The sequence below is a fragment of the Ardenticatenales bacterium genome, assembly GCA_020634515.1.
Lineage (GTDB): Bacteria > Chloroflexota > Anaerolineae > Promineifilales > Promineifilaceae > JAGVTM01.
The window spans coordinates 57,294-83,033 of the sequence record JACKBL010000009.1 but is presented as its reverse complement, the minus strand read 5'-3'; the positions used below and the strand labels follow the sequence as shown (position 1 = coordinate 83,033).

The window sequence follows — 25,740 nt, the reverse complement described above, 5'->3', positions numbered from 1 at the left end:
CCAGTCTGGCTCCCGCTCTTATTGCACGCGATTCAATGTGAGCTGATATGGTCCGCCTTCGTCGAAAAACTCCTTGACGACGATGGTCCAGTCGCCGCTGCTGGTGAGGTTGAAGCCGCGTAGTTGCTCCGCTTCGCCGGCCAGGTTCAGATCCACGCGCGCCTGCTCTATTTCTTGTGGGTCGCGCAGGATGAGAACCAGGTCTCCTTTGCTGTCCGTGGGGGTGAGGTTCAGGCTGATTTCGGTGTCGGCAATGCCGGCAAAATGCCATACCGCCCCCTTTCCCGGCAAGAGCGTCCCCGTCACCGTCTGCCCATAGGAAATGCTCCCCACATCCTCCAGATTGTCATACCCCTTGGCCGTAATCGAAATCTCATATTCCCCGGCCTCGCCAAAGAACTCCCGCACCATGACGGCATACAGACCATCCGCCGGCAGCACCATCTCAATCATCTCCGTTTCGCCCGACAGATTTTCATCCTTTTGCGCCAGACGATGCACCTGTGGGTCCAGCAGCCAGATGTCCATATCCAGATTATCACCCAACGGCGACACCAGCACCGTCACCTCATCCCCCGCGCGTCCCTCAAAGAACCAGGCGTGCGCCTCGTTTTCGCGCAGCATCTCCCGTTTCACGTTGCCATAAACCAGGTCCCCCGCGTCATAAAAATTCGACGTGCTTTCGCCGCCCTCATCCAGCGCCAGCGTATAGCTGCCCCCTTTATCGGAGAAACTGCGAATCTGGAGCCGATAGGCGCCGGTCAGCGGCAGTTCCAAACCAACCAGGACTTCCGGGTCTCCGGCGAAGGTTTCGTCCTTTGTTGCCAGGGGTTGCCCATCCGGCCCCAGCAGTTCGAAGATCAGGTCAAGCTGGTTACTCAACGGCGTGAGCACGATGGAAATCAGTTGCCCCGCGTCGCCGTGGAATGTCCATACGGGGCGCGCCGCATCCGTCAATTCCCCGGTAATCACCTGCCCCAGCGCGATATCGCCGCCTTCGCTATATTCCGGCGTGGCGCTGAGCGACAGGGAGAGGGCGTAGCGCCCCGTCTCGCCGAAAAACTCGGTTACTTCGATGCGGTATTCGCCCGTTTCCGGGAGGGGAATGTCAAACATGACCTCCGCTTCCCCCGGCAGGCCGAAGTCGGCGCGGTCCAGGATGCCGCCGGCAGGCGTGAGCAGCAAGAGCGTGAGGTCAATGTTCGGGTTGTTGGGCAGGGCGGTGAGGGTGGCGTAGCCGCCGCTTTCGCCGCGGAAGAGCCAGATGTCCGTCTGGTCGTTGCTGAGCAACCCGGAGACCTCGGCTCCCGGTTGAATCTCGCCCTGGACGATGCGGCTGCCGCGATTGGGCACGGGGCCGGGCTGCCAGTCGGCTGTTGCCAGGATTTGGTCAAATGTGGGGGCGTAGGTGGGCCAGTTTTCCGCTTCCGCACCCAGGAGGAGGAGCAAGGGGGTGACAGCGTCGGGCGGGTAGACGAGGATGAGGCGCAGGTGGGCGTTTTCTTCTTTGCGGGCAAAGAGCGCCAGTGGATCGCGGGGAAGGTCGGCATAGGCAGCGGGGAGGCCGTTGAGGGTGGTGCTGTGGACGTTGAGGAGGATTTCGCCGCGCAGGGCAAGCAGGCGCAGGAGTTGGGCCAGGGCTTCGCCGGGGTCGGGGGGGAGTTTGGGGGTGGTGGCTGCCGGCATTGCCAGCAGAAACGCGCCCTGTCCAATCACCTCTTGCTCCAGGAGGCGGGTTCCCGTGTCCTTGCTATCCGCCAGCAGCAGGCTGTCCGCGCCCAACCGCGTCAACCACGGCTGTTGCCGTCCGCTGTCCAGCGCGACCCAGCCAGGCGGGCGCGTCAGGCGCAGGCTGGCGGTGGGCAGGTTTATTTGCACCTGGTTTGCCAGGTCCGTGACTGCGGTATCTTCGAGGGGGACGGTGGGGATGGGAGTGGGGGTAGCGGGAGCGGGAGATGCCGGCAAAAACGCAACCGCGGGCGTCGCTGTCGGGGTGGGGGCGCTTGCCGTCGGTGTGGAAGAGGGCGTGGCTGATTTAGTTGATGGCGCAGGGATGGCGCGACATGCCGAAACGGCAAGCAGCGCGACACCTGCCAGCAGACCTGCGCGGACTCGTTTACGCATGGCGTATTGGGACTGGCCCATCCAACGAGCGTGCCGTTGAAATGGACTGGCGGCAGCACACAATCCCGCGGTCCGCGGGTGATTGGAAAAGTGTCACGAACTCGCTGCGCTCTTTCGTCCGCATTCTGTGTACAGCGTGCGTACGTTAGGCACAAATGCCGGCACGCAAACAGCTTCCTTAGTAACCGCCCGAAAACAACTTCACACTTTTTACGGGCGGTTACTGACAAGCTGCCCGCACATTTCCGCTAATTTAATTGCGGGCAGCCACTTACTTCAGACCAGGAGTCGCTTCTGGCCCCGCCGGGGATGATGGCCTGCTTCTAAAGCAGACCACCAACGATAAGCAGGGTGGCGGCTGGTCAGGAACCTGGTTGCTGACGGTTTTACGGCTGTGGCAAATTCCAATCACCTCCCAAAATCACCAGAACATCATAATCACCCTCCGCTTCCGTGCCAGTGCTGACATTGAGCGGCGGCAACGACATGAGTTGTGTCAGATATTGTGTCGTGTGGGGGTGAAAGCCGAAGTCAATGATTTGGGTAGTGCGGTAGTCCGCTGAATCAGCGTTGCCAATCTCGGTAACGTTTATGTTAAACGATTGTAGATAGGCTTGCGTTTTGCCCGCCAGTCCAAACTGTGTTGTGCCATTCAACAGCGACACCCGCGCCTGTTCCTGCGCCATCAGCGCGGGCAGGTTTTCAATCACAGGCGTGGGAACAGCCGGCGGGACAAACAAACGATCACGCAGGTCGCGGATATTGTCACGAATCGGAACCAACACCTGTTGTCCATCAGGAGTCGTTTCCGGGTAAACGTAATTGTAATCAATTACGGCGGTTTGCAAACTATCGGGAGGAATGTTTTGTATCAACAGTGCCAGTTGAATCGCTTCATCCGGCGACATGTTGGTGCGCACGTTTTGCTGGAAGGTTTGCCACAAGCGCGGCGTCTGGGGAATAAGCTGCGGCAGCATATTCAGTTGCAGCACTTTGTTCCGCACGGCCAGCACGACTTCCTGCTGCCGCGCGGCGCGGTCAATGTCGCCCTGGGCCGTCGCGCGCGTGCGCGCATATTTCAAAGCCATCTGACCGTCGAGATGATGTTCGCCCGCGGTGAGGAAAAACGGGTCGTAGCCATAGCAACGGTCGGGATAGGTCTCATCCTCAATGTTTTCCGGTGGATGAACGTCCACGCCGCCGATCAGGTCAACAATCTCCACGAAGGCGTCGAAGTTGACCGTGACGTAGAAGTCCACGTTGATGCCTAAAGTGGCCTCAACGGTTTCCACAGCCAGGGCTGGCCCGCCGCCGGGATATTCGTAGATTTCCCCCAGGTAGTAGGCCTGGTTAATGCGGTCCACCTCAAACCCGGGGATTTCTACCCACAGGTCGCGCGGCAGGGAGAGCGTGGCGGCGGAGAGTCCCACGGGGTCCACGGTCAGCAGCATCATGGTGTCGGTGCGCGTCGGTCCGGTGTCGTCACACCGTTGATCGATGCCCAGGAGCAAAATGGTGACGCGCTCGTGGCCGGACCATGGTTTCTGGGAATCGATGTTCACGACGGGGAGGGCGGGGTCTGATTCGGTGATGCCTGGCGGGGGGAGGTTGCCATCGGGGGGGGATTGAATGCCGGCATTTCCCCCATCCACCACAAACTCAGGTTCGGTCACATCCCACGACGCCGCCATACCCTGCACCGTGCGATACAACCAGGCGGCGCTACCAAACAGGAGCGCAATGCCCAGCAAAACAAGCAACGCCAATCCCCACAGCGGGAGGCGGATACGGGGTGGCGGTCTTCTCGAACTTCTTGGGGCCATACGCAAATCGTCTGTCGTCCAGCTACAGGCTCACATGTGCGCGGAACTGCCTTCAACGGAACGGATGGAGCAAACCTGCCGGTTATTCTTTCATTGCCAAAACGTCACTGCTAACCCTCTCGTGGGCTGAGCTTTTATTGTAGCCCATATTGCCTTCGGCAGGCTCAGGCAAGGGGTTAAGCAGCCCAAAACACAAATGCCGCGTGTACCCGGCTCACGCTAGTATAACATGGGCAAAAGGCTTGACAAGCGAGACGAACTTTTTATAATGAGCCATACAAGAATATAAGCGAAAGCGTCAGACACACCACGTAAAAATGGTGCGTCTGGGCCGGGCCAGCGAGTCCATCGTGGCCCGGTCAGATCGGGACGAGTAGCTGTTGGGCCTGTTACAGAGCGTGGTGGTCAGAGGCTGAGAGCCACCACAACAAAGACAGCGGCCAAAACCCCCCGTGAGCGGTTTTCGGAACGCCTGCCGGCAAGTATGAAAATCCGGGTTGCTCCGTTAACGGCACACCAATAAGGGTCGTTCGCCTGTGTGGACGACTGAAAGTTGGGTGGAACCGCGAGGTAATTTGCACGCCAGCGCCCCAACACGGGCGGTGGCGTTTTTATTTTTACCGCCGGAGCCAATGTCAGGGAACTGGCCCGGTTTGCGTTCCGACCACTGTCCATCAACATTGTTTCCCCTGTTCTAATTTTGGAGGTTTGATGATGTCGGAAATGAACGAAGTTCCTTATGAGCAATCTGATCTGTACAGAATTCGCCATTCGGCGGCGCACGTGATGGCCGAGGCGGTGCTGTCCTACTTCCCGGAAGCGCGGTTGGCGATTGGCCCGCCCATTGAGGATGGATTCTACTATGATTTTGACCTGGGCAAGGATGAGAATGGGAAGCCGATTACGTTCTCGCCGGAGGACCTGGAGAAAATCGAACAGCGGATGAAGGAATTGCTGAAAAGCAATGCGTCGTTTGAGCAGTCTTCCAAGTCTGTGGCGGAGGCGGAGGCGTTTTTTGCCGACCAGCCGTATAAGCTGGAGCTTATTCATGAGTTGGCTGCCGGCAAAGTGGATGAAAACGGCAATCCCATCTCCGCGCCGGTGGAGCAGGTGGGCATTTATCAGCATCGCAACTTTGTGGACCTGTGTCGGGGACCGCATATGCCGGCAACGCGCTTCATCAAAGCCAACGCCGTCAAAATCCTGCGCACGAGCGGGGCCTACTGGCGCGGCGACGAAAACCGCCCCCAATTGCAACGCATCTATGGCACGGCCTGGCATAACAAAGTCGAACTGGATGACTACCTGCGCCGCCTGGAAGAAGCAAGACAACGCGACCACCGCCGCCTGGGCAAGCAGCTAGGGCTGTTTCACATCTCGGCGCTGGTGGGTTCTGGCCTGCCGCTGTGGCTGCCAAAAGGGACGATTCTGCGCGAATCGCTGGAGAGCTTCCTCCGCCGCGCCCAGGTGGAACGCGGCTATCTGCCCGTGATGACGCCGCACATCGGCAAGCTGGACCTGTACGTCACGAGCGGGCACTATCCCTACTACAAGGACAGCCAGTATACGCCTATTGATGTGGATGGGGAGGCGTTCCTGCTGAAGCCGATGAACTGCCCGCACCACATTGAGATTTACAAGAGTGAGCCGCGCAGCTACCGGGACCTGCCGCTGCGGTTGGCGGAGTTTGGTGCGGTGTATCGGTACGAAAAGAGCGGCGAACTGACGGGGCTGACGCGCGTGCGCGGCTTCACGGTGGACGATTCGCACCTGTTTGTGACGCCGGACCAGTTGGAAGATGAGTTTATTGAGGTGGTGCACCTGATTCAGTATGTGTTCCAGACGATGGGATTCTCTGATTTCCGCGCGCGCCTGGGCACGAACGACCCGAACAGCGACAAATATGCCGGCATGCCCGAAATGTGGGAGCGCGGCATCAACGCCATCAAAAAAGCCGCCGACAAAGTCGGCATCAACTACAGCGTCGAAGCCGGCGAAGCCGCCTTCTACGGCCCCAAACTCGATTTCATCTTCCGCGACGTCTTAAAGCGCGAATGGCAGCTCGGCACGGTCCAGGTAGACTTCCTCCTCCCAGAACGCTTCGAGCTGGAATACACGGGCGCGGATGGGCAGAAACATCGTCCCGTGATGATTCATCGCGCCCCGTTTGGCAGTATGGAGCGATTCGTGGGTATCCTCATCGAACACTTCAACGGCGCATTTCCCCTCTGGCTGGCCCCCGTGCAGGCCGTGATGATCCCCATCACGGACGACCACGTTCCCTACGCGCGCCAGGTGGCCGCGGAACTGCGCGGCATAGGGTTGCGCGTGGAAGTGGACGACAGCAACGCGCGCATGAACGCCAAAATCCGCGCGGCGCAGTTGCAAAAAGTGCCCTACATGCTCGTCGTCGGCGATAAGGAAATGGAACAAGGCGCGGTGGCCGTGCGTACGCGCAACAACGACAACCTCGGCCCCATGCCGCTGGCCCAGTTCAAAGAGCGCGCCGGGCAAATCCTGGCGCAGCGCGCCGGCGACCTGTAAATCATGGCCGGACGCGGACGAGCGCCAGGTGCGTGGAAACGACAAGAATCCGCGTACGCCCTGTTCGTCCGCGTCCTCCCTTTCACCTGATTCCGCCGATGAACGATGATAGTATCAGTCGTGTGACCCGCTCCAGAGCCGCGGCCCAGGCCAGCTATGATCGCCTGAGCCGTTGGTATGATTTGCTGGCGGCCAGCGAACATCGGCACATGATGGCGGGGCTGCGTTTGCTGCGCGTGCAGCCTGGGGAGCAGGCGTTGGAAATGGGCGCGGGCACAGGGCGTGGGCTGTTGGCGCTGACGCGGGCGGTGGGTGGCTCCGGCCATGTGTGGGGTATTGACCTTTCGCCGGGAATGATAGCCATAGCCCGACGACGACTGGGAGCGGCGGGGATGGCGGCGCGCGTGACGTTGGAAACAGGAGATGCGGCGCATCTGCCGTTTGCCGCCGAATCCTTCGACCTGGTTTTCATGAGCTTCACGCTGGAGTTGTTCGATACGCCGGAGATTCCCCAGGTGTTGGCGGAGTGCGCCCGCGTGCTGCGCCCGGGCGGGCGCTTGGGCGTGGTGGCGCTGGATTTGCCCGCGCGCCCTGGCCGGCTGGCGCGGACCGCCCTGCGCGGCTACGAATGGGCGCACCGGCGGCTGCCCACGCTCGTGGATTGTCGCCCTATCCCCACGCGACAACTGTTGGCACAGGCCAACTTCCACGTCACGCAATCACGGCAAAACCAGATGTGGGGCCTGCCCGTGGCTCTTGTTGTCGCGCACGCTCCGCCCCCTCCGGCAGATTCCTCCCTGTTTGCCGATTAAGGTTGGAGGGTCGGCGTGGAGGTGATGGGCAGGGTGACGGTGAGGGGGATGGTGGGCGTGGGGGTGTAGGTGGGTGTGGGGGTGGGGGTAGGGACGAAGGTGAAGTTGGCGGCGACGACGACGAAGTTGGTGCGTCCGGGGAGAACGTCCAGAGTGCGGCGGTAGGACGTGCCTTCAAACGAAAGGGTGAGCGTGTAGCGTCCTGCCGGCAAATCCCCCACCACAAAATTCTCTCGCCACACCTCATCCGGGTCCACACCCTCCTGGTACGTGCGCGTGCGCCGCGTCGTCGTATCCGCATCCACGGGATACAACGTAATATCCGCCCCCGGAATCATCACCCCCCGATTGTCCACAAAACGTCCCGCCAGCGTCCCCCAACCCTCATACGGCGCGAGCCACAGCAGCGGATTGCGCGTGTCATAATAGTTGTTATTTCCAATGCGCACTTCCAGGTGTAAATGCGGCCCGGACACCTCGCCCGACGCCCCCACCCCGGCAATCAACTCCCCCTGTGCCACGTGTTCGCCCACTTCGACGAACAGCTCCAGCGTGTGCGCATACAGCGTGAATACGTCCTGACCGCGCCACTGCCAGTCGTGCCGGATAATGACGGTGTTGCCGTAGTAGTTGATGCCGCTCCGCGGGTTGGGCAGCGACCCGGCCCAGATGACCTCCCCGCTGGCGGCGGCCAAAATCGGCGTACCGCTGGGATTGGGGAAATCCAGCCCGTGATGAATACGATAGGGTGCGTATTGCGCCAGCAGCACGTCGCTGCCGTAGGGGTAGTATTCGAGGTCGTAGTTGCGCGTGCCGGAGGGCAGGGGGCGGATGAGCCAGTAATGGTCGTCTGGGTGTAACGACAGGGGGACTTCGTAGGGGGGCGGACGCCAATCAGACGGGGGCGCGGGACCGGTATCTGGCGGCCACCGGAGTTGTGCTTGATCGGCGCGAATGCCGGCACTTAACCGGGTAGGCGTGGGCGTCAAGGGAGAAATCGTCGCCGCGAGGGCGCTGTCCGACGGCGGCGCATCGGAGAGCGGATGGGCGTCCTGGACCGTCGCGCGCAGGGGTTGGCCCGCCGCCAGAGTCATCGTTTGCGTGAGCGGGGGCGCGGCGCTGGTGGATAGCAGGCGGGGTGTGGTTGGCGTGCTGCCGGCGCAAGATACCATCACCGTGGCCGCGACAAGAAGGAGCAAACGGCCCATCCACTTCATTTATGGCACATCACCAAAACGCTCTTCCAGTTCCGCCGCGTCGTACAACTCCGCCATCGCCGCTTCCCAGGTAAGCCCCTCTTGCTTCTCGAAGTGCCAGAAGCGAATGCTGGGGAAATAGGTGCGCCAGGCGGTATCCGCCGGCACGCGCTGCCAGCCATAATCAGCCGCCAGCGTGGTCAAGTCTACATAATACCCCGCCGGAATGGCATCCTTCCACTTTCCCCCCTCGTCGTAGTAGCGGGCATCCTGCCCATAGCGCGCGCGAAAATCCCAAGGTAAGTCCCGCAGCGGCTCCCCTTGCGTGCCATCCTGCACCGCCGCCCGCAACATCACGCGCCAGAAAACCTGATAGCCGCGATCCTGCCGCAAAACTTCCACCTGCGGATCAAACGCCAGCACCGGACGATAACTGAGGTCAAACGCGCGCCCCGCTTTATTCCAGGTGCGCGGACTCTGTCCCGGCAGTGGCTGCCTGTCCAGCGGCTCAAACATACTGTCCAGTTGGGCTAAAAAGTCGAGTCCAGTTTCCTGCTGCGCGCGCGTGCGCAAGGCGGCGAAGGAATCGTCCACGCGGTCGCTCAGGTAGGGCGCCGGCGCGCGCACGGGGAGCGATTGCAGCAGATATGGGGGGCCAGCCGCGGCGGGGGGATCGACGATTTCCGTGTAGAGGGGGGCGAGCGGCGCTTCGTCGGGAAGGCGGGCGGCCAGTTCCGCCGGCAGGCGGTAGGGGGACCAGACGGGGTCTTCGATGAAGCCTTCGCCGGCAAAGGCTTGCGGGGCAATATTCCAGGCGGTGGTATTGCCGGCAATCAAATAAGTCCGCCCATTCCCCTCATGCACATACAAGATGGCCTCCCCATCGGGCGACCACGCCGGCTGCCGCCCCTGCCCCAGGCTCACCGGTTCGCCCGTCGGCGCATAATCCGCCAGCGCCGCCTCATACACCAGGTCAAACCCGCTGCTGTCGTCATCAAACGCGAGGAACCGACCATCGGGGCTGAAGCGTGGGTGGTCTTCGTGCCGGTCGGGGGAATGCGACACGTTGATGGCCGCCGCATCTTGCGCCGCGTCCAGGGGCATGATGAAGATGTCCTTGTTGCCCGTGCGCCAGCTTGTGAAGGCGACATGGCGACCGCCGGGCGACCAGACCGGCGAAAAATCAGGCGCGGGATCGCGCGTCAACTGGATGGGTTGGCCGGAGCCATCGGCGCGGGTGATGTAGATGTCCAGGTTGTCGCCGCGATAGGACTCGTACACCAGCCACTCCCCGTCGGGGGACCAGTTGGGGCCGCCGTCAAAGGCGACGTCATCGGTGAGGCGGCGCAGGCTGCCCTGGCGCAAGTCGAGGATGTAGATGTCCCAGTTGCCATCCCGGTGGGAGGCGAAGGCGATCTGGCTGCCGTCGGGACTCCAGGCGGGGTCGCGGTCGGCGGCGGAGTGGCTGGTGAGGCGCAGCGGGCGGGATTGGCCCACGGTGAGGGCGTATAGGTCGCTGTTGCCATCCTGCCGCATGGTGAAGAGGAGGCTGCCGCCGCTGAGGAGGTCGGGGGTGGGCCAGGGGGAGAGGGCGATGGTGGGCGCGGGGCGCGGGGTGTTGGTGGCGGTAGGCGTGGGGGGAACGGGCGTGGCGGTGGGTAGTAGGGGTGTAGGGAGGAGGGTTTGTGCCGGCATTCCACTTGCCAGCGAACGAGGCGGTTCCCGCGTGATCATGGAACCAAGCCCCACAAACACCAGATTCAGCGCAATCAGCCCGGAAGCCAGACGCAGCAAACGCAGCCGCCCGCGACGTCGCTGCCTTTCCCGCGTGGCCACATAGCTAAGCCCCGTATTCGCATCCGCCACAAAAACCGCATCGGCGGGTGGCCGCCGACGGCGCAGCCACAGCCGCCAGCGCGCGCGCAAAAGCGCTTGCCGCGATACCCAGCGCCGCCGCCACCGCTGGCGCGTGGGCGCGCCCGACTGCCAGCGTCCGCGCACCCAACCACGCAGCCCTCGTCCCAGCGGGGCCAGCAAAAAACGCCACAACGGGCGTAGGAGCAGCGGCAGCAGCAGGTAGCGAAAGAGCCAGCGGAGGGGGGTGGAAAGAAAAAAGAGGGGGGTCCAAATGAACCAGCGCAGCAGGTTACGCAGCGCCAATCCCATGCGCCCCACTAAACGCCAGATGGCGCGGGCGGCGGCCAGAAAGGGGCGCAGCAGCCACGCCAGGGGGCGCCACAGCAGGCGCAGCGGCGGACCCAGCACGCGCCAGGCAAAGCGCGGCAACGCCGCCCACTGGCCCGCCGAAAATCGGCGCGCCAGAAAGCGACGGGGACGCTGTACCGCTTTGTGGAGCCAACGAGGGGACATGTTTTACCCGCTGCCGTGCGCGCTTGTCCTGTCACCGATGAGAGGATGGATTTCGTTGCCTGACACACTTTCCCGGCAGCGCCAATCCCAACCAGAATCGTCTCATCATTTGAGCCATTCAACGTCGATGCAGCTTCCGGGAAGATGAATACTCATCATAATAGGTGGACAAGACGTAACTGCTAAGCCAGATTGGACCAATTTTCTCAGGTGAAATTGGTCCAATCTGCAGAGAGCGTTAGTAGTTACGACAAGACAAGATGATGTCGGTGCATGTTTTGTCAGTGTAGCATGGGGGTAGGCGTCGTCAAGGGAGTTGGGCGGGCGGGGTATGGTAAGTATGGACTATTGCCGGCACGCAGCGGCCGCGCCGGAGTGTTTTCACAAGGTCTTCACAGCGAAAAGGCGGCGTCTATGATATATCTGTGACCATTGTTCCGTTTGCGTATGCAGGGGCAATCAAGCCGTGCCAGATGCGAGCACCCTGACGCATGTATTTGAAAAAAGTTGGTAACTATATCCGGAGCCAGGTTTCTTGAGAAACAACACCGAAACGGATTAAACCTGGCAGGTCTTGCTTGAAAAACGGAATAGTCACAACAGTTGTTCGTTTTGGGCAGGTGCGTGACGATGGCGGCAAAAATACTGGTGATCGATGATGACGCGCACATGTTGCGCGTGTTGGACAGGATGCTGCGGATTTCCGGTTTTCAGGTGTTGCTGGCGAATACGGGGGAGGCCGGGCTGGCACTGGCGCTGGCGGATAGGCCAGACCTGGTGTTGTCGGATGTGACGATGCCGGGGATGACGGGGTATGAAGTGTGCCGGCATTTACGCGCCCACCCCGACCTCAACACCACGCGCTTCATCCTCTTTTCCGGCCTGACCGGGGGGCAAGAGCGCGCCGCCGGATTCGCCGCCGGCGCGGACGAATACCTCTACAAGCCCATTGCCCCCTCGGACCTGGTGCGCAAGATCCGCGAAGTCCTCGCCCGCCCCTGATTGGCCGGCGCTCAGGCAAATCTCCGCGCCATCTTCCGAATCGTGCTGATATTGCGCACCGTTGCCGCCGTGGCCAGCGCCTTCTCAATACGCGCCCCGGAAAACGCCGATTCCCCCAAATAACGCCGCCGCAACCAGAACACATGGTTCCCCGCGACGTGGAATAGGTCCACCTCGTTGGCCTGCGCCAACAGTTCCGCCTGGCGCGCCGCCGGCGGTTTCGCCCGCACAAAGGCCACGTATAACGTTACATCCTTCCCCTCCGCCGTATGTGGAAACGGCCAGGCATCGGCCAGCGCCCGCAGTTCGTCCGTCGTGCGCAGGAAGGTCGGCACGGCGTAGCCCAGCGCCTCCTGCAAATGGGCTTCGATGAGCTGCGCCAACGCGGCGGCATCCGCATCATCCACGTCAAAAACCACGTTGCCCGATTGGATGTACGTTTGCACGTTGGCAAAGAGGAGGTCGGCGAAAATCTGGCGCAGGGCCTCCATTTTCACGGTGCGTCCGCCGACGTTGATGGCGCGTAAAAAAGCAGCGTATCGGGTCAAAGAATTGACGACTCCTTTCCGTTTCGAGACGGTTCATGGAAGCTGCCGGGCTGTTTTTCCCGTTATTTGGCGAGGGTGGGGTGGTTAAATGCCGGCAGCATAGCATCCCAGAAAGCATTGTTTGTCCAGATTGCCGGCAATTTCAATTATAGCGATTTCGTGGGTTAAGCCCATTCTGCTCCTTCGAAAATGTAGGCTGATTTTCCAAATCGCCCGCCCGATTTGGAAAATCGGGCTACGACGGCACACCATTTTCATTCATGGTGGTCGGTGGCAGCCGGTGCAGTCTCCTGTGTAAATAGCTTGTAGGGCGGGTGGGCAACCCGCCCGTGGTGCGCCGCGGTGCGTGTCGTCTTCTCTGGAACAAGCCATGCCAAGCCCCTCTTCTGACGAGCCAGGGCGTTTTGCCAGGGATTTCGCCGCAAAAGCAATTCATATGGGGAATTGCCGGTTTTGAAGAGGGCGAGTTTCCAACTCGCCCTCCATGGTGTTTTCGAGAGTGGTTAGCGCGCCGTATAGGGCAGGTAGAGATGGTGGATGGTGACGACAAAGGTGGCGGCGGCGGTGTTGTTGTCGGTGTTTGCTTCGATGTCGTCCGGGTCGAGAGAAGTCACTTCTACCTGATTGACCAATACGGCGTCCCAGGGCGCATTATCCGCAACCTGCGCGACGATATCAAACTGCCACATGCCGCCGCCCCACATCGTGCCCCAATTCCATTGTAGCACGTTGCCCGGCAGAACGGTGGGTATCCACAGGTTGTTCCGGTTCCAGGGCGCGGTGGCTTTGATGAAGGTCAATTCTGCCGGCATTGTATCCCGCAAAACCGTCTCTGGACCACTGTCCCAGGGCCACGCGCTCATATTGCCAAAGCGGACCGTAAACGTGATGATCGCGCCCGGTCGCGGTTCGCCGGCGGATAGCCACTTCTCCACGTACAGGTCTGGTCCCGTGGTTGCCGTCAGCGAAGCAGCATTATCGGCCAGATGCACATCATCGGCCACGGGCGCATCCGCCATGTTAGTGAAACTCAGACCAGGGACGCCAATCAGGTCAGGACTGACATTGACGCGATAGTTGATGCGCGCCGCCTCGCCCGGATGCAGTTCGTCCAGCCAGAAGAGGAGCTGCTGCTCTCCCGTATGGTGCGTGACCGTGATCTGCGGACCATAATCCACCCACCAGTCGCCGTTCCAACTGACGCCCGCCGGATAATTATCCGTCACCCAGACGTTGCGCAGCGGGCGCGTGCCCACGTTTTGCAGCAGCAGGGCAAAGTCTAACCGGCTTTGCGACTCCCACCAATACGCCTTGTTCAGGCGCAGGTTGGGGCCGAGCGTCTGCGCGACGTCCGTGACGCAGGCGTGGTTATTGAACAGCACACTCTCCGGTCCGTCGGTGTACAGGTCGGCGCAGTTGGTTAGTTCTGTGCCGGCATTTACGCCCGCGCCAATCGCCAGCCGCAAATCAATGTCCACGTGGTCCGCCGGCTGCATCATCCCCAGATTCCAGGTGAGCGTTCCAGCATCCACGCTGTCCGGCGGGAAGAGCACATAATCCGGCCCCACCCAGGCCCAGGCATCCTTGAAAGTCGTGTTGGCGGGCAGCGTATCCACGAGCGTGGAAACGGCAGCCATGTTCCCTTCGTTCCATACATGCAGGTTGAACCCAATCTCACCGCCGGCGGTCAGCGTTCCCCAACCCCAATCTTGCGTAACGCTGCCATCCCAGCGTGGCTGACCAACCTGGCCCCAATGATGCAGGTAGGCGTTATTGTCCAGGTCGGCATCCACCGGAGCCGTGATCTCCACGACATTGGTCAACGGCGTGCCCGATTGCGCGCTATTGTCCAACAGCAAGCGCAGAATAATCCGGTCACTCCAATAGCCAGGGAGGGTTGGCGCTTGCAGGACGAGTTGACTCGCTGTGCTATTGTCCTGCCACAGGCCGTATTCGTTGGCGGAATACCAGGAGACGATGGTTGTGTGCGGCGGCAATGTGTCCACAATCGTGGCTGTGCCGCTGGGCACGGGGCCATTATTGCCATACCAGAGTTCGTAGGTAAAACTCTGGCCGGGGACGGGATCGCCCGGAATGATATACTTGACGATATGCAAGTCGGGCGTGCCCGTGGCGACCGTCACCTGCGCTTCGGCATGGTTGTTGGTCGCGTTAAAATCGTTGGGCGCGGCAATGTCCGCTTGATTTGTAACGACCGCGCCGGTGGGATTCATGTTTGTCAGCACCACCTCAAATGTGTCGTTCGCGCCCATCGCCACCGGGCCAAGCTGCCAGACGACCTGGTTCCCGACGACGGTGGGAACGACGCCGCTGCTGTCGGTGACGTAGCTGGTGTTGGCGGGCAGGGTGTCCGTGAGCCAGACGGTCGTGGCGGTGGCGTCACCGTCGTTGGTGTAGGTCAGTTGGAAGACCATGAGACCGCCCGGAGCGACCCTGTTGTTGCCATCCGCCCACTTTTCCACACGCATATCGGCAGCGGGCGCGTGGAAGACGTTAACCACCAGGTCGCCATCCGGTTCCCGGTAGTAGACGCCCACTTCTTGCCCCGGCTGGATGTCCCACTGGCCGGAGAAGTCACAGACGTAGCTCCCGCCAGCGGCGGGCACGTTGGGAATGGTCATGCCGGGGCCGCCTTCTTGCCAGACGGCGCAGGTGACGGGTAGATTGTCTGGCGCAAACCAGGGGGCGGAGATTGTGCCGGCAATTTTATCCGCGGTGACGTTCACATTTCCGGTAATTGTGCCCACGGGATCGACCGCCGCCGTCATGCCTGCCGACTCGGCAAAGACGCTATCTTGCGGGATAATGTCGATGGGCATAGGCTCCCACGGCCATGCAAACGAATAGAAATAACCATCGCCATCCGCCTGACCGGTGACGGTGGCGCGAAAGCCGCCGCTGTTGGTCACGGTGATGAGGACGGTGGCCCACGGGGAGGTTTCCACATAGGCCCAGTCATGACCGTAATTTACTTCCAGGTGCAGGGTTGTGAGAATGCCGGCATCTGCTTCAGCCAAAGCGGCGCTACGATCAAATGCCGCCGCCGGCCACGTCATCACCATTAGCGCCAACATAAGACCCGCGAGAACGCAGGCCAATCCCCAGAAAAGAATAGAAGGACGTCGCATCGTACACCTCTGAGGGCTGAGGATTAAAATTGAAGCGGGTTGGTCGTTGGTGGTTGATGGCCCGGTCGCCAGCGGGCCACGGAGCAGGTATCCACACGGACACCATGACAAACGCGATGGTCAGGCGCCGGCCTGGGGTATAAATGGGCCAGAAATTCGCCTGCTTGACATGGCAGCAATGAGGGTGGCAGAAGGCTCGTGGCGAGTCAGTAGGGCCTGACTGAAACTCCCGGGCGTATGCAAGGCATTACCCCACAAATACATTAGGCTTGCCCGGCGAGGGGGTGGAAGTGATCTTCGGCATGATTTTGGCCTGACGAATGTCACCCAATACCATTGAGTGGCGAGTGGCGAGTGGCGAGTGGCGAGTGGCGAGTGGCGAGTGGTTAGTGGCGAGTGGCGAGTGGCGAGTGGTTAGTGGCGAGTGGCGAGTGGCGAGTGGTTAGTGGCGCGCTTTCTCGTAGACCCGCAAACTCGCCCCTCCCGGACTCTCAAGGAGATGCTCAAGATGAGTGACTATGATCTGGTCTTGAAAAATGGTCTGGTGGTGATGGGAGAGGCGGTGGTGGCGGCGGATGTGGGGGTGATGGGGGGGAAGATTGCCGGCATTGCCCACCACCTCCACGGCACCGAAGAAATCGACTGCCAGGGACACATCGTCACCCCCGGCGCCGTGGACGTCCACGTCCACCTGCAATACCCCATCGGCCCCCTCACCACCGGCGACGACTTCTTCACCGGAACCCGCGCCGCCGCCCTCGGCGGAACCACCACCATCATCGACTTCGTCGAAGCCCGCCCCCAGCAACCCCTCCTAGACGCCCTCCACGAACGGCACATGCTGGCCGCCGAACGCGCCGTCATCGACTACGGCTTCCACATGACCATCACCCCCACGGACATCCCCAAACTGGACCAGGTCCCCGCCGTCGTCGCCGCCGGCTGCCCCAGCTTCAAACATTACATGGCCTACAGCTTCCGCCTCCACGATGGCGAACTCCTGCAATCCTTCCAGGCCATCCGCCGCGCCGGTGGCCTGCCCATCGTCCACGCGGAAAACTGGGACGTCATCCAAGCCCTGGTGCGGCAAAATCTGGCCGCCGGGCGCACCGAACCGCGCTGGCATCCCCGCAGCCGCCCGGCACTCATGGAAGGGGAAGCCGCCGGGCGCGTTATCAATCTGGCCGCTCTCGCGGAAACCCCCGTCTACATCTTTCACGTCTCCTGCCAGGCCGTCGTGGAACGCATCGCCGCCGCCCGCGCCCAGGGGCAGCCCGTCTACGGCGAAACCTGCCCCCAATACCTGCTGCTGGACGACAGCCTGTTTGAGCAGCCAGGCGTAGCCGGTGCGCTGCCCATTTGCTCGCCGCCGCTGCGCCCGCGCTCAGAGCAGGCACATCTGTGGGCGGCGCTGGCGCGTGGGGATTTGCAGGTCATCTCCACCGACCACTGCCCTTTCTGGCTGGCGGACAAAGCGGCGGCGTTGGAAGACTTCAGCCGCATCCCTGGCGGGGTTCCCTCCATTGAAAGCCGCTTTGCTCTCGCCTACACGTTTGGCGTCGGCGCGGGGCGTTTGTCACTATCCCAATGGGTGGCCCGTTGCTGCACAACGCCCGCGCAGTTGATGGGATTGACCCACAAAGGGCAGATTGCCGTCGGTTATGATGCCGATCTGGTCGTTTTCGACCCGCAATGGCCGGTAACGCTCTCCACGGAGACGCTGCACGAGAATGTGGACTGGACGCTTTACGCGGGTCGCCAACTCACCGGCTGGCCCCGGCACACGCTCAGCCGGGGGCGGTGGCTGGTGCGAGATGGCGCGTTTGTGGGGCGGCCGGGTCAGGGGCAGTTTGTGTGCCGGCATTTCTAATCCGCTATGTAACTACTAACGCTCACTGAAGATTGGACCAATTTCACGCGCTCAATGACCATTTTCACCAGAAAAATGGGGCCAATCTGGCTTAGCAGTTACTCCCCTATTGTCAATCTTAAAGGGTTCACCCAAAATCAACTTCGGACTATCCGACGAGCAAAAACCCTTCCGGCGCATCCATCGTTTCCAATCTTACATAAGGAGCGGTAAGGAAATGGCTTCGTCATCTGATTTGATTTCCGCTCCGTATGAAACGGAAATGCCGGCATTAAGCGCCTCCAGGTGGCCGTCCGCAATTAAGATAGCGGCTATCCATGATAGCGGCTGCTTGTCAGTAACCGTCCGTAGAAAGAGTGGCGTTATTTTCGGACGGTCAAAAGGTATGCTCCACTCCTTCCTGATTTCATCCTCCTGGGGCAAGTCCACCCCCAAAATCCCCACATCACGCTGTTTGTATCCGTCCGTGAAAAAGGTTACAATGCACTGCATGGCAAACGAACCTCTAACGAAAGATTTAGGCGGGGCAAAGGCGATTTCGCTACGCCAGGATTGGCGCGCGTTTTTGCACATGATTGTCGTCTTGTTCAAGCTACGCGTCGTGTCGCTGCTGCTGATGGCCGCCGTGGGCGGTGCATTTCTGGGCGCGGGGGGCTGGCCTGGATTATGGCATCTCATGTTGGTGTTAGGGGCCGGGGGTCTGGCGGCGTCCGGGGCCGCCTCCCTGAACCAATACCTGGAGCGGCACAAAGACGGGGCCATGGGGCGCACGCACAAACGCCCACTGGTGAATGGGGACATTCCCAATCCTCAATGGGTACTCTACGTTGGCACGCTCATGATCATCCTCCCCGTCCTGGCGACGTGGATGTTTAATCCTCCCCTGGCGTTTTTCTTACTCCTGGGGGCCATCATTTACGTGGGTGTCTACACCATCTGGCTGAAGCCGCGCACGCTGCTGAATATCATCATCGGCGGGGCAGCGGGTAGCGCGGCGGTGATGACGGGGGGGGCGGCTGTTGGAGCGTGGCGCGATCCTGGGGTGATTGTGCTGGCGCTGCTAATTTTTTTGTGGACGCCGACGCATTTTTGGAGCCTGGCGATCCTGTATCGGGATGATTATGTACGCGCGGATGTGCCGATGTTGCCGGCAAAAGTGACTGCGCACGAAGCCTCATGGTGGGTACTCTCACACACCCTGCCCACCGGCCTCGCCGCCATCGGCCTGGGTCTCGTCCCCGCCCTCGGCTGGCTCTATTTCATCCCCACGGCCCTGCTGACCATTGACCTGCTCTGGCGCAACATTCGCCTCATTCGCCAGACCACGCCACGAAACGCCAAATCCCTCTTCCTGGCCTCCAACATTTACCTCACCATTCTCCTTTTCCTCATCTTTGCCGACACACTGCTGCGCGGCATCTAACTCGTTTCCCATGTCGTTTTGGTCAGGCAAACGAGTCCTCATCACGGGAGCCACGGGCTTCATCGGCGGCGCACTGGCGCGGCGGTTGGCCGACGCGGGCGCGCATGTCACCGGCCTGGGCCGCAATCTGGCCGCCGCCACCCATTTGCGAGAGGCCAGCGTGATGCTACGGCAAGCGGACCTGCTGGATGCGGCAGCTATGCACGACGCCGTGGCCGGTCAGGATGTGTTGTTCCACGTGGCCGCCTGGCTCAGCCGCCGCCACGGTCAGGAATCGGAGGCGTATCGGCTGAATGTGACGGCCACGTTGGAATTGGTGCGCATGGCGAGAAATGCCGGCATTTCCCGATTCATCCACGTCAGTTCCGTCGCCACTTATGGACCACCCCGCGACGGTTCCATCAGCGAACAACAGCCCCTGAGCACCACACAACGCGACATCTACGGACGCACAAAGGCAATAGGCGAAACAGAAGCCCGTCGCCTGGCCCAGGAGATCAATCTCCCCCTCACTGTTGTCCGTCCCGGCATGGTCTACGGACCTCGCGCCCGCGCCTGGACCGTAAACATGCTCACGCTGGTGCAAAAGCGCACCCCCGTCATTCTCGGACGCGGTGATGGCTATGCCTGTCCCGTATACATTGACAACCTGCTGGATGGCATGTTGCTCGCGGGTTCCCAGACTGCCGCTGCCGGCAACGCCTTCAACTTCTGCGATCCCCCCATCACCTGGCGGCAATTCTTCACCTACTACGGCGACATGTGCGGCCGCCGCCCCGTCTCGCTGCCCCTGTTCCTCGTCAAACCCGTCATCCGCTACGTCCGCCCCGGCGGCATCACACCCGACCTGCTCGCCTTCTACACCGCCAAAGCCATCTACCCCACCACCAAAGCGGAACAACTCCTGGGCTACCGGCCGCGCGTGTCCATTGCCGAGGGCATGCGCCGCGCCGAACAATGGCTGCGGCAGCAAGGCTATCTTCCGCCCACCTGACGCCCCCCCCAAAAACGTCGGCCACCCCCATGCTTTTCCTCTATCTTCTCTTTGTTCTTCTGGTCGGCCTCCTCCTCTTTCTCCTTTTCTACTGGCTCATCATTGACACGGAAGGCGCCTTCCTGGGGCGGCGCGTCGTGGTCTGGCTTTACGATCTGACAGCTCACCGATACGATGCCATCAAGGAATTTGACACCGCGGACGAAGAACACCTGGTCGTCCGCCCCCTGATGGCAGCGCTGGCGGATTGTCCCGCGCCCGTGATTTTGGACGTAGCCACAGGCACGGGGCGGGTTCCCTTTGACCTGCTGCAACAACCCACATTCACGGGCACGCTCGTGGCCGTGGATGCCTCATCCCGCATGTTGGCCCAGGCGCGGCGGAAACTGGCGCCCTATGGCACGCGCTGTCAGCTCCGGCGGCACGCCGCCACGCCACTCCCTTTCCCTGACGCCCAGTTCGACGCCGTCACTTGCCTGGAGGCGCTGGAATTTCTGCCCTCCGACGAAGACGCCCTGCGCGAAATGACCCGCGTTTTGCGTCCGGGCGGCGTGTTGATGACAACGCGGCGCAAAGGAAGCGAAGCCCATCTGTTCCTACATCGCCACCGCTCCGAAACCCAGATGGTGCGCCTGCTGCAAGAGATGGGGCTGACGCAGGTTCATTGCCAATTGTGGCAAATCAACTATGATCTAATCATGGCGCGTAAATCACCAACCTGACGCACGTCTTGTCAACTACAATGTGATGGATTCCCAACACTTCCTGGAAACTGTATATGAGACGACTCTCGCCTGAGAATCAGCTTCCAGGAAGGTTCGCAACCAGATACAACCTCGATGAAGGAGTTTCCCTCATGCCCCGTTCGCACCCTGTCCACTGGTTTCACCTACTTCTGTTGCTCAGTCTGCTCGTCGTGGGAACGGCCCTGGCAGACGATACCCCGACCATAACGCCCCAACCGTTCCCCGCTCCCCAACTCCAACCCGTTGGCTGGCGCACGGAAACCGTGCCGCGCACGGGCGGCGGCTCTTACGTCCTCCTCATCATTTATCCAGCCACGGCTGCCGGCTACAACACACCCTTTGATCCCAGCCAGGGACCCTACCCCGCCGTTTCCTTTGGGCACGGCTTCTTCCAGCACCCAGACCGGTATCAGCCCACGCTGGAAGACCTGGCGGGGCATGGCTACATCGTGGTGGCGCCGGAATCAGAGTTGGGGCTGTTCCCAAACCACGCCCAGTTTGCCCAAGACCTCAGCGACGCCCTGACCTGGCTGGAAAATGAAAACAGCAATGCCGCCTCGCCTTTCTACCAGAGTGTGGACACCGCCCATTTTGGCCTCTCCGGGCACTCCATGGGTGGCGGAGCCAGCATCCTGGCCGCCGCCGCGGACAACCGCGTGAAGGCGGTGTTAAACATGGCCGCGGCGGAAACGAATCCTTCCGCCAAAGCAGCAATGGCCGACGTACACGTGCCCATCAGCCTGCTTTCCGGCAGCGATGATGCCATTGTGCCTTACGAGACGAACGGGCAGGAGATGTACAACAACGGCCACGCGCCGCGCTTGCTGCCCCTGCTGATCGGCGGCTATCATTGTGGCTTCCAGGATAATCCTTTCCCGCTCTTTTGCGACAGCGGCGCCATGGACGCGCAGACGCAGCTTGCCCTGACGCGGCAAAATCTGGTGGCTTTCTTTGGCCTCTACCTGAAGGGGGACCAAAGCTACTGGCCTTATGTATGGGGACCGTTTACGCTAAATAATCCGTTGGTTTCCGTGGAATCGGACCCGGGGATGATGCTGGCTCCGTTCGCGCAAACGCAGCAGGGGAATCCGGGCGTGACGCTCTCGTATACGGTGACGCTCACCAATGATGGAGAAGTGGCGGATAGTTATGGCATCTTCAAGGTGGGCAATCAATGGCCGACCGTGATCACGCCCAACCATACGCCATTGTTGAATCCGGGCGAGAGTGTGACGATTGGGGTGGCGGTGATTGTGCCGGCATCTGGCGGCAACCGCGACCTCCTCATCCTCAGCGCCCGCTCCGACAACGACGGCCTCACCCGCCAGGACGCCTACATCGTCAGCCGTCGCCCCTAACCTCACAAGGAACCCGCCATGAACGAACAAGACCGGGAAATCTGGGACTTCCTCCAACGACACCTGCACAGCATCTTCACCCGCGACAGCCAGACCTACCGCGAGACCACCGCCGCGGACCTCTCCCTCTACGAATGGTTCATCGTCCCCCACCGCCAGGACGGACTCGACTTCCACCTCTTCATGATCGACAACAGTTGGTCTGGCAAAACGGACAGCTACCGCTTCGATCTGCTGGAGCCATGCCTGCAACGATACGGCGACGCCGCCATCGTCAGCTACACCTTCATGCTCAGCACCGTCGTCGATGGCGCGATCACCCATCGCGCCCACAACGAAAGCCGCGTCCTGGTCAAATTCCCCGACGGCTGGAAGGTTGTTCACGTCCACAAGTCGCCCGCGGAAAAAAGTCCCATACAAAACCAGGAATAACATATGCTGGAGGAAAGATTTGCCGCAATCGAACTCGGCCCCATCGTCCGCCTGCAAATACAGACGCAGCCCTTACGAGTTGGCGACGGCGATGATCGCTGGTACGACATTCGCTGGCTTGCCGCCCTACCCGCGCTCCGCCTCACCACGGAAGGCATCATCGGCCTGGCGGATGGTCAGGAACAACTCGACGTCCACCATGTGGCCCATCCGCGGTCCCGTAGCGGACGCCCACGCGGCAAAGAAAACAGCATCTCCTTCAACGTTACCGCCCACTACACCCAGATAACGCGGCAGTATGGCGACCACATGTGGCCGGGAAGTGGCGGCGAAAACATCCTCATCGAAACCAACACCCCCGTTAGCCCCGCCGACTTCCAACGCGGCTTGCTCATACAGACGGCGGGCGGCCTCATCCATCTGACGCACGTCAACGCCGCCGTGCCCTGCGTGCCCTTTGCTCGTTTTGCCCTGCACAAGCCGCACCGCCCCGCCGTGGAGTTGGTGAAGAACGCGCTGGTTTTCCTGGGGGACGGCATGCGCGGTTTCTATGCGGCCTACGATGGCGCGCCGGTGGAAGTGCGCGTGGGAGACTGGGCGTATCTACTGTGAAAAACCGGGTTTTCGCGGAAAACCCGGTTTTTGAGGTTGTTTTTATCATGAGCGAGTCGGATTATGATTTGCACCGCCTGGAAGTATTGCGTTATGAGGTCCTGCCCCGGTTAAATGCCGGCAGTCCCGGCTATACCGGCGTGCGTCTTATTCTGCCTGAACAGGCTTCCGGCCACCAACTGCAAACCGTTATCCTCACCGTCGTTGACTGGCAAGGGCAGCCGTGCGCGATCTGCCGCATTCACGCGGAAACCGCCCCCACGGAAACACAACGCCTTGCGCCTGGACATATCTATGTCCGCGGGCGTAAAGAACAAGAAGGCGCGTTCTACGTGTTTGGGGGGACATTGGACACGGCGCGGTTGCCGGGCGAGGTGATCATCACCATCCACTCCGACGCGCCCGTGTTGGAATTAGCGCCCAGGCAGGAAACGCTGGCAAATCTGCTGGCGGCGGAGGCGGAAGGGTTGCTAGGCCAGGTGGAAGCGGCGCGGGGATGGCGGCGGGAGCAACTGCTGGAACGGCTGGCGGCGGCGGGAGCGCGGACTGTCTACCTGGCGGCCCTGCAATCGCTGCTGGCGCGCTACGAAACAGCCAAAGCCCTCAGCCCCCTGCACGCCGGCCTAATCGCCTTGCTGCATAGCGAAAAACAATGGTATCTGCAATCAGGGCAGTGGGGGACGCCCCAGCCAGACCTGGGTGCGCTGGTAACCATGCTATGACAACTTGGCGTATACTTCGTTGAGGGCGGGCGAGAGAATGAGTCGTGAATTGCATCGCCAGTTTGAAGGAGCGGTAAGGAGCCAACTTTGTTGCCTTATTCAATTTCCGCTCCGATGATTCTCTTCAGAGAGAATCTACATGGAACCCCATTCGGCGTAGGGGCGGGACGGCGCGGAAACTCCTTTGTCCAGGCAGGCAACCTATTCTCCGCGCCGTCTCGCCCTTATACCACCAGCTATCCAGATGATGCCCCGCCGTTCCGCCCCTGATTCCAGTGTGGGAAACGTGTTGTTCTTGATATTTTTGGACATCGGCTTTTTGGGGAGCGCTGTATCTGAGCGTGGTGCGTATCACGCGATAACTGGTGAGTCATATTTACTGGTTGAATTGGAGAAATGAGAATGCATCAACAAAAGAAGGTTTACAACGTAGGTATTGCCTTAATCTTTATGCTGCTAGGAGGAATTGTATTTGGAGGTGTGTATAGTGGTCAGTTCGGGGTCTGGTTGGACGCCTTGCCGGTGGAGAAATTGGGAATTTTCCGGCAACCATCGGCTGAGAATATCGTCTACATACCCTTGACGCAGGAGAGCATCCCCCTGACTTTCGCACATTCTGGACGGTACCGGATTATTTCGGAGGCCAGCAACGTCATTGCCGGCGATTTACACATTTATGATAACTCAACCGGGCAGGAAACCCCGCGTGTTATTGTTGATCGAATCAAGAACGATCCGTATGACACTGATCTGCTACGCGGCAACATCTTACTTGACTTTCAGATAGAAGCTCCTGGAACTTACGAGTTGCGGTTTGAAGGGAGAAAGCTGCCGGCAAATGATCCGTCGTTGGTACTATTCCCAGATTATACGCTCGTAAACCGCCAGCGCCTCATTCTGCTGTTGTTGTTGCCTATCTTCCTCATTGTAATTCTGCGGGGGCGGCTCTGGTCCAGGCTCCGGGATTCGTCCAAGTCTAAGGTGGAACAAGCAGCTAAACAAAACAAATGGGAGATGTTTACGGAAGACGATTCTGATTCGTGAGCAGCGTGGGCTTCAGAGGAAATTTCATGCGCGGCGATGCACCACCATAAATGACAATATCTTCCCGGAAGCTGCTCCCCAGGGCCATCATCCGTGACCAAGCTTCCGGGAAGATTATTTTCGTAGGAGAGAAGCGGCTAAACCTGACGCCGTCGCAGATGTTGCAATGGCATTAGTCAAAGCGACTGTTTCCAAGTCGAATTGCGATGAAAGACAGAAAGCGCATGTGGCGAGCCGTAGCTACTTCAAGTCTTCAAGCGTGAGATCTAGCGCCTGGGCGACGCGGGTTAGGGTTTCCATGGAACCCCGGCGCGCGCCTGATTCTAATTGAGACAGGTAGGCGGGGGAAATGCCGGCATTCTCCGCTAACACCCGCTGCGTCATTTGACGATAATTGCGCCACACCTTGATCGGATTCTCCCCCGCCAACAGCGCATCCACCACCACAGCCGGGACCAACTCCTCCCCCTCAGCCAAAGCCTGTTTCGCCGCATCATATTCACGAATATCCGCCAACATCTCCGCATCTTCTATCAGTTGCGTATAAGCATCGTAAGGGATCACTGCCCACTCTGGTTGACCGTCTCGCAAAATAATCTGCACGCTCATTGATACACCTCACCACGCGGGGCTATTCTCAAAACGAGAATGACCAACCGGTCATCTTGAATCTCATAAATCACGCGCCAATCGCCAATGCGCGCGCGATAACCTGGACGTCCCTGCAATTTTGTGACACTGCTATGAAAGCCATAAGGGTCCGCGGCTATCTGAGCAAGTTGTTTGCGAATGCGCTGCGATAAAACGGCCGGCGCTTTACGCAATGCTTTGGTCGCCTGTTTGCTGAAGACAAGGTCGTACATGCAAGAATTGTAGCAAATCGCAAATTCCATGCAAAACGATCAGTTGCAAAAAGCAAACAACTAACGTGAAAGACCGAAAAACCGGGTTTTTTGCAAAAACCCGGTTTT

Annotated in this window: 21 protein-coding genes; 12 read left to right on the top strand and 9 right to left on the bottom strand. The window is 60.3% G+C overall.

What is annotated here, in order from left to right; translation table 11 throughout:
* Nucleotides 1–18: 18 nt before the first annotated feature.
* Both H6650_20520 and H6650_20515 read right to left on the bottom strand, forming a co-directional pair.
* Nucleotides 19–2,124, bottom strand: coding sequence for a hypothetical protein (locus tag H6650_20520; protein MCB8954399.1), 2,106 nt, complete (start codon nt 2,122–2,124; stop codon nt 19–21).
* A 386-nt stretch (nt 2,125–2,510) separates the two neighbouring features.
* The gene (locus H6650_20515; protein MCB8954398.1) at nt 2,511–3,947 is read right to left on the bottom strand and encodes an LCP family protein; all 1,437 of its coding nucleotides are present in this window, start codon (nt 3,945–3,947) and stop codon (nt 2,511–2,513) included.
* A gap of 723 nt (nt 3,948–4,670) precedes the next feature.
* Here H6650_20515 and H6650_20510 point away from each other — a divergent pair.
* Together H6650_20510 and H6650_20505 are read left to right on the top strand one after the other, a co-directional pair.
* The gene (locus H6650_20510) at nt 4,671–6,491 is read left to right on the top strand and encodes a threonine--tRNA ligase (GenBank protein ID MCB8954397.1); all 1,821 of its coding nucleotides are present in this window, start codon (nt 4,671–4,673) and stop codon (nt 6,489–6,491) included.
* A gap of 98 nt (nt 6,492–6,589) precedes the next feature.
* Complete coding sequence (locus H6650_20505) at nt 6,590–7,303, top strand: methyltransferase domain-containing protein (GenBank protein MCB8954396.1); 714 nt, start codon at nt 6,590–6,592, stop codon at nt 7,301–7,303.
* Here H6650_20505 and H6650_20500 read toward each other — a convergent pair.
* Together H6650_20500 and H6650_20495 are read right to left on the bottom strand one after the other, a co-directional pair.
* Complete coding sequence (locus tag H6650_20500) at nt 7,300–8,502, bottom strand: peptidoglycan DD-metalloendopeptidase family protein (protein ID MCB8954395.1); 1,203 nt, start codon at nt 8,500–8,502, stop codon at nt 7,300–7,302. The two genes, H6650_20505 and H6650_20500, sit on opposite strands and share 4 nt — an antisense overlap.
* A gap of 18 nt (nt 8,503–8,520) precedes the next feature.
* Nucleotides 8,521–10,869: a TolB family protein gene (locus tag H6650_20495; GenBank protein MCB8954394.1), complete on the bottom strand. Its 2,349-nt coding sequence runs from the start codon at nt 10,867–10,869 to the stop codon at nt 8,521–8,523.
* A gap of 630 nt (nt 10,870–11,499) precedes the next feature.
* Between H6650_20495 and H6650_20490 the strand changes: the two genes are divergently transcribed.
* Nucleotides 11,500–11,871, top strand: a complete 372-nt coding sequence (locus H6650_20490) for a response regulator (protein ID MCB8954393.1) — start codon at nt 11,500–11,502, stop codon at nt 11,869–11,871.
* Nucleotides 11,872–11,882: 11 nt separating this feature from the next.
* On the opposite strand, the gene H6650_20485 is transcribed toward H6650_20490, so the two are convergent.
* Complete coding sequence (locus H6650_20485) at nt 11,883–12,419, bottom strand: DUF1697 domain-containing protein (GenBank protein MCB8954392.1); 537 nt, start codon at nt 12,417–12,419, stop codon at nt 11,883–11,885.
* A 503-nt stretch (nt 12,420–12,922) separates the two neighbouring features.
* The gene (locus tag H6650_20480) at nt 12,923–15,568 is read right to left on the bottom strand and encodes a DUF11 domain-containing protein (protein MCB8954391.1); all 2,646 of its coding nucleotides are present in this window, start codon (nt 15,566–15,568) and stop codon (nt 12,923–12,925) included.
* Nucleotides 15,569–16,076: 508 nt separating this feature from the next.
* Between H6650_20480 and hydA the strand changes: the two genes are divergently transcribed.
* Nucleotides 16,077–17,438, top strand: a complete 1,362-nt coding sequence (gene hydA / locus H6650_20475) for a dihydropyrimidinase (GenBank protein MCB8954390.1) — start codon at nt 16,077–16,079, stop codon at nt 17,436–17,438.
* A 195-nt stretch (nt 17,439–17,633) separates the two neighbouring features.
* On the opposite strand, the gene H6650_20470 is transcribed toward hydA, so the two are convergent.
* Nucleotides 17,634–18,029, bottom strand: a complete 396-nt coding sequence (locus tag H6650_20470) for a hypothetical protein (GenBank protein MCB8954389.1) — start codon at nt 18,027–18,029, stop codon at nt 17,634–17,636.
* On the opposite strand from H6650_20470, the gene cyoE reads away from it, so the two are divergent.
* From cyoE to H6650_20430, 8 genes are all read left to right on the top strand, one after another.
* A complete protein-coding gene (cyoE, locus tag H6650_20465) occupies nt 18,022–18,861 on the top strand; it encodes a protoheme IX farnesyltransferase (protein ID MCB8954388.1) in 840 nt (279 codons plus the stop codon). The genes H6650_20470 and cyoE overlap by 8 nt on opposite strands.
* Before the next feature lie 10 nt (nt 18,862–18,871).
* The gene (locus H6650_20460; GenBank protein MCB8954387.1) at nt 18,872–19,855 is read left to right on the top strand and encodes an SDR family NAD(P)-dependent oxidoreductase; all 984 of its coding nucleotides are present in this window, start codon (nt 18,872–18,874) and stop codon (nt 19,853–19,855) included.
* 29 nt (nt 19,856–19,884) lie between these two features.
* The gene (locus tag H6650_20455) at nt 19,885–20,577 is read left to right on the top strand and encodes a methyltransferase domain-containing protein (protein MCB8954386.1); all 693 of its coding nucleotides are present in this window, start codon (nt 19,885–19,887) and stop codon (nt 20,575–20,577) included.
* A gap of 134 nt (nt 20,578–20,711) precedes the next feature.
* Nucleotides 20,712–21,959, top strand: a complete 1,248-nt coding sequence (locus H6650_20450) for a dienelactone hydrolase family protein (protein MCB8954385.1) — start codon at nt 20,712–20,714, stop codon at nt 21,957–21,959.
* Between the two features lie 18 nt (nt 21,960–21,977).
* The gene (locus H6650_20445) at nt 21,978–22,391 is read left to right on the top strand and encodes a nuclear transport factor 2 family protein (GenBank protein MCB8954384.1); all 414 of its coding nucleotides are present in this window, start codon (nt 21,978–21,980) and stop codon (nt 22,389–22,391) included.
* Between the two features lie 3 nt (nt 22,392–22,394).
* Nucleotides 22,395–23,003 (top strand): hypothetical protein, encoded by a 609-nt coding sequence (locus H6650_20440; protein MCB8954383.1) that lies wholly within the window; start codon nt 22,395–22,397, stop codon nt 23,001–23,003.
* Between the two features lie 47 nt (nt 23,004–23,050).
* A complete protein-coding gene (locus H6650_20435) occupies nt 23,051–23,725 on the top strand; it encodes a hypothetical protein (GenBank protein ID MCB8954382.1) in 675 nt (224 codons plus the stop codon).
* 402 nt (nt 23,726–24,127) lie between these two features.
* The gene (locus H6650_20430) at nt 24,128–24,769 is read left to right on the top strand and encodes a hypothetical protein (GenBank protein ID MCB8954381.1); all 642 of its coding nucleotides are present in this window, start codon (nt 24,128–24,130) and stop codon (nt 24,767–24,769) included.
* Between the two features lie 240 nt (nt 24,770–25,009).
* On the opposite strand, the gene H6650_20425 is transcribed toward H6650_20430, so the two are convergent.
* Together H6650_20425 and H6650_20420 are read right to left on the bottom strand one after the other, a co-directional pair.
* Complete coding sequence (locus H6650_20425; protein MCB8954380.1) at nt 25,010–25,378, bottom strand: helix-turn-helix transcriptional regulator; 369 nt, start codon at nt 25,376–25,378, stop codon at nt 25,010–25,012.
* Complete coding sequence (locus H6650_20420; GenBank protein ID MCB8954379.1) at nt 25,375–25,632, bottom strand: type II toxin-antitoxin system RelE/ParE family toxin; 258 nt, start codon at nt 25,630–25,632, stop codon at nt 25,375–25,377. Before H6650_20420 ends, H6650_20425 begins: the two co-directional genes overlap by 4 nt.
* Nucleotides 25,633–25,740 lie beyond the last annotated feature (108 nt).

What these genes read in the sequence shown, in the direction of transcription:
- H6650_20520 (MCB8954399.1), bottom strand. Translation starts at nt 2,124, where the DNA reads ATGCGTAAACGAGTCCGCGCAGGTCTGCTGGCAGGTGTCGCGCTGCTT.
- H6650_20515 (MCB8954398.1), bottom strand. Translation starts at nt 3,947, where the DNA reads ATGGCCCCAAGAAGTTCGAGAAGACCGCCACCCCGTATCCGCCTCCCG.
- H6650_20510 (MCB8954397.1), top strand. Translation starts at nt 4,671, where the DNA reads ATGAACGAAGTTCCTTATGAGCAATCTGATCTGTACAGAATTCGCCAT.
- H6650_20505 (MCB8954396.1), top strand. Translation starts at nt 6,590, where the DNA reads ATGAACGATGATAGTATCAGTCGTGTGACCCGCTCCAGAGCCGCGGCC.
- H6650_20495 (MCB8954394.1), bottom strand. Translation starts at nt 10,869, where the DNA reads ATGTCCCCTCGTTGGCTCCACAAAGCGGTACAGCGTCCCCGTCGCTTT.
- H6650_20490 (MCB8954393.1), top strand. Translation starts at nt 11,500, where the DNA reads ATGGCGGCAAAAATACTGGTGATCGATGATGACGCGCACATGTTGCGC.
- H6650_20480 (MCB8954391.1), bottom strand. Translation starts at nt 15,568, where the DNA reads ATGCGACGTCCTTCTATTCTTTTCTGGGGATTGGCCTGCGTTCTCGCG.
- hydA (MCB8954390.1), top strand. Translation starts at nt 16,077, where the DNA reads ATGAGTGACTATGATCTGGTCTTGAAAAATGGTCTGGTGGTGATGGGA.
- H6650_20460 (MCB8954387.1), top strand. Translation starts at nt 18,872, where the DNA reads ATGTCGTTTTGGTCAGGCAAACGAGTCCTCATCACGGGAGCCACGGGC.
- H6650_20455 (MCB8954386.1), top strand. Translation starts at nt 19,885, where the DNA reads ATGCTTTTCCTCTATCTTCTCTTTGTTCTTCTGGTCGGCCTCCTCCTC.
- H6650_20450 (MCB8954385.1), top strand. Translation starts at nt 20,712, where the DNA reads ATGCCCCGTTCGCACCCTGTCCACTGGTTTCACCTACTTCTGTTGCTC.
- H6650_20445 (MCB8954384.1), top strand. Translation starts at nt 21,978, where the DNA reads ATGAACGAACAAGACCGGGAAATCTGGGACTTCCTCCAACGACACCTG.
- H6650_20440 (MCB8954383.1), top strand. Translation starts at nt 22,395, where the DNA reads ATGCTGGAGGAAAGATTTGCCGCAATCGAACTCGGCCCCATCGTCCGC.
- H6650_20435 (MCB8954382.1), top strand. Translation starts at nt 23,051, where the DNA reads ATGAGCGAGTCGGATTATGATTTGCACCGCCTGGAAGTATTGCGTTAT.
- H6650_20430 (MCB8954381.1), top strand. Translation starts at nt 24,128, where the DNA reads ATGCATCAACAAAAGAAGGTTTACAACGTAGGTATTGCCTTAATCTTT.
- H6650_20425 (MCB8954380.1), bottom strand. Translation starts at nt 25,378, where the DNA reads ATGAGCGTGCAGATTATTTTGCGAGACGGTCAACCAGAGTGGGCAGTG.
- H6650_20420 (MCB8954379.1), bottom strand. Translation starts at nt 25,632, where the DNA reads ATGTACGACCTTGTCTTCAGCAAACAGGCGACCAAAGCATTGCGTAAA.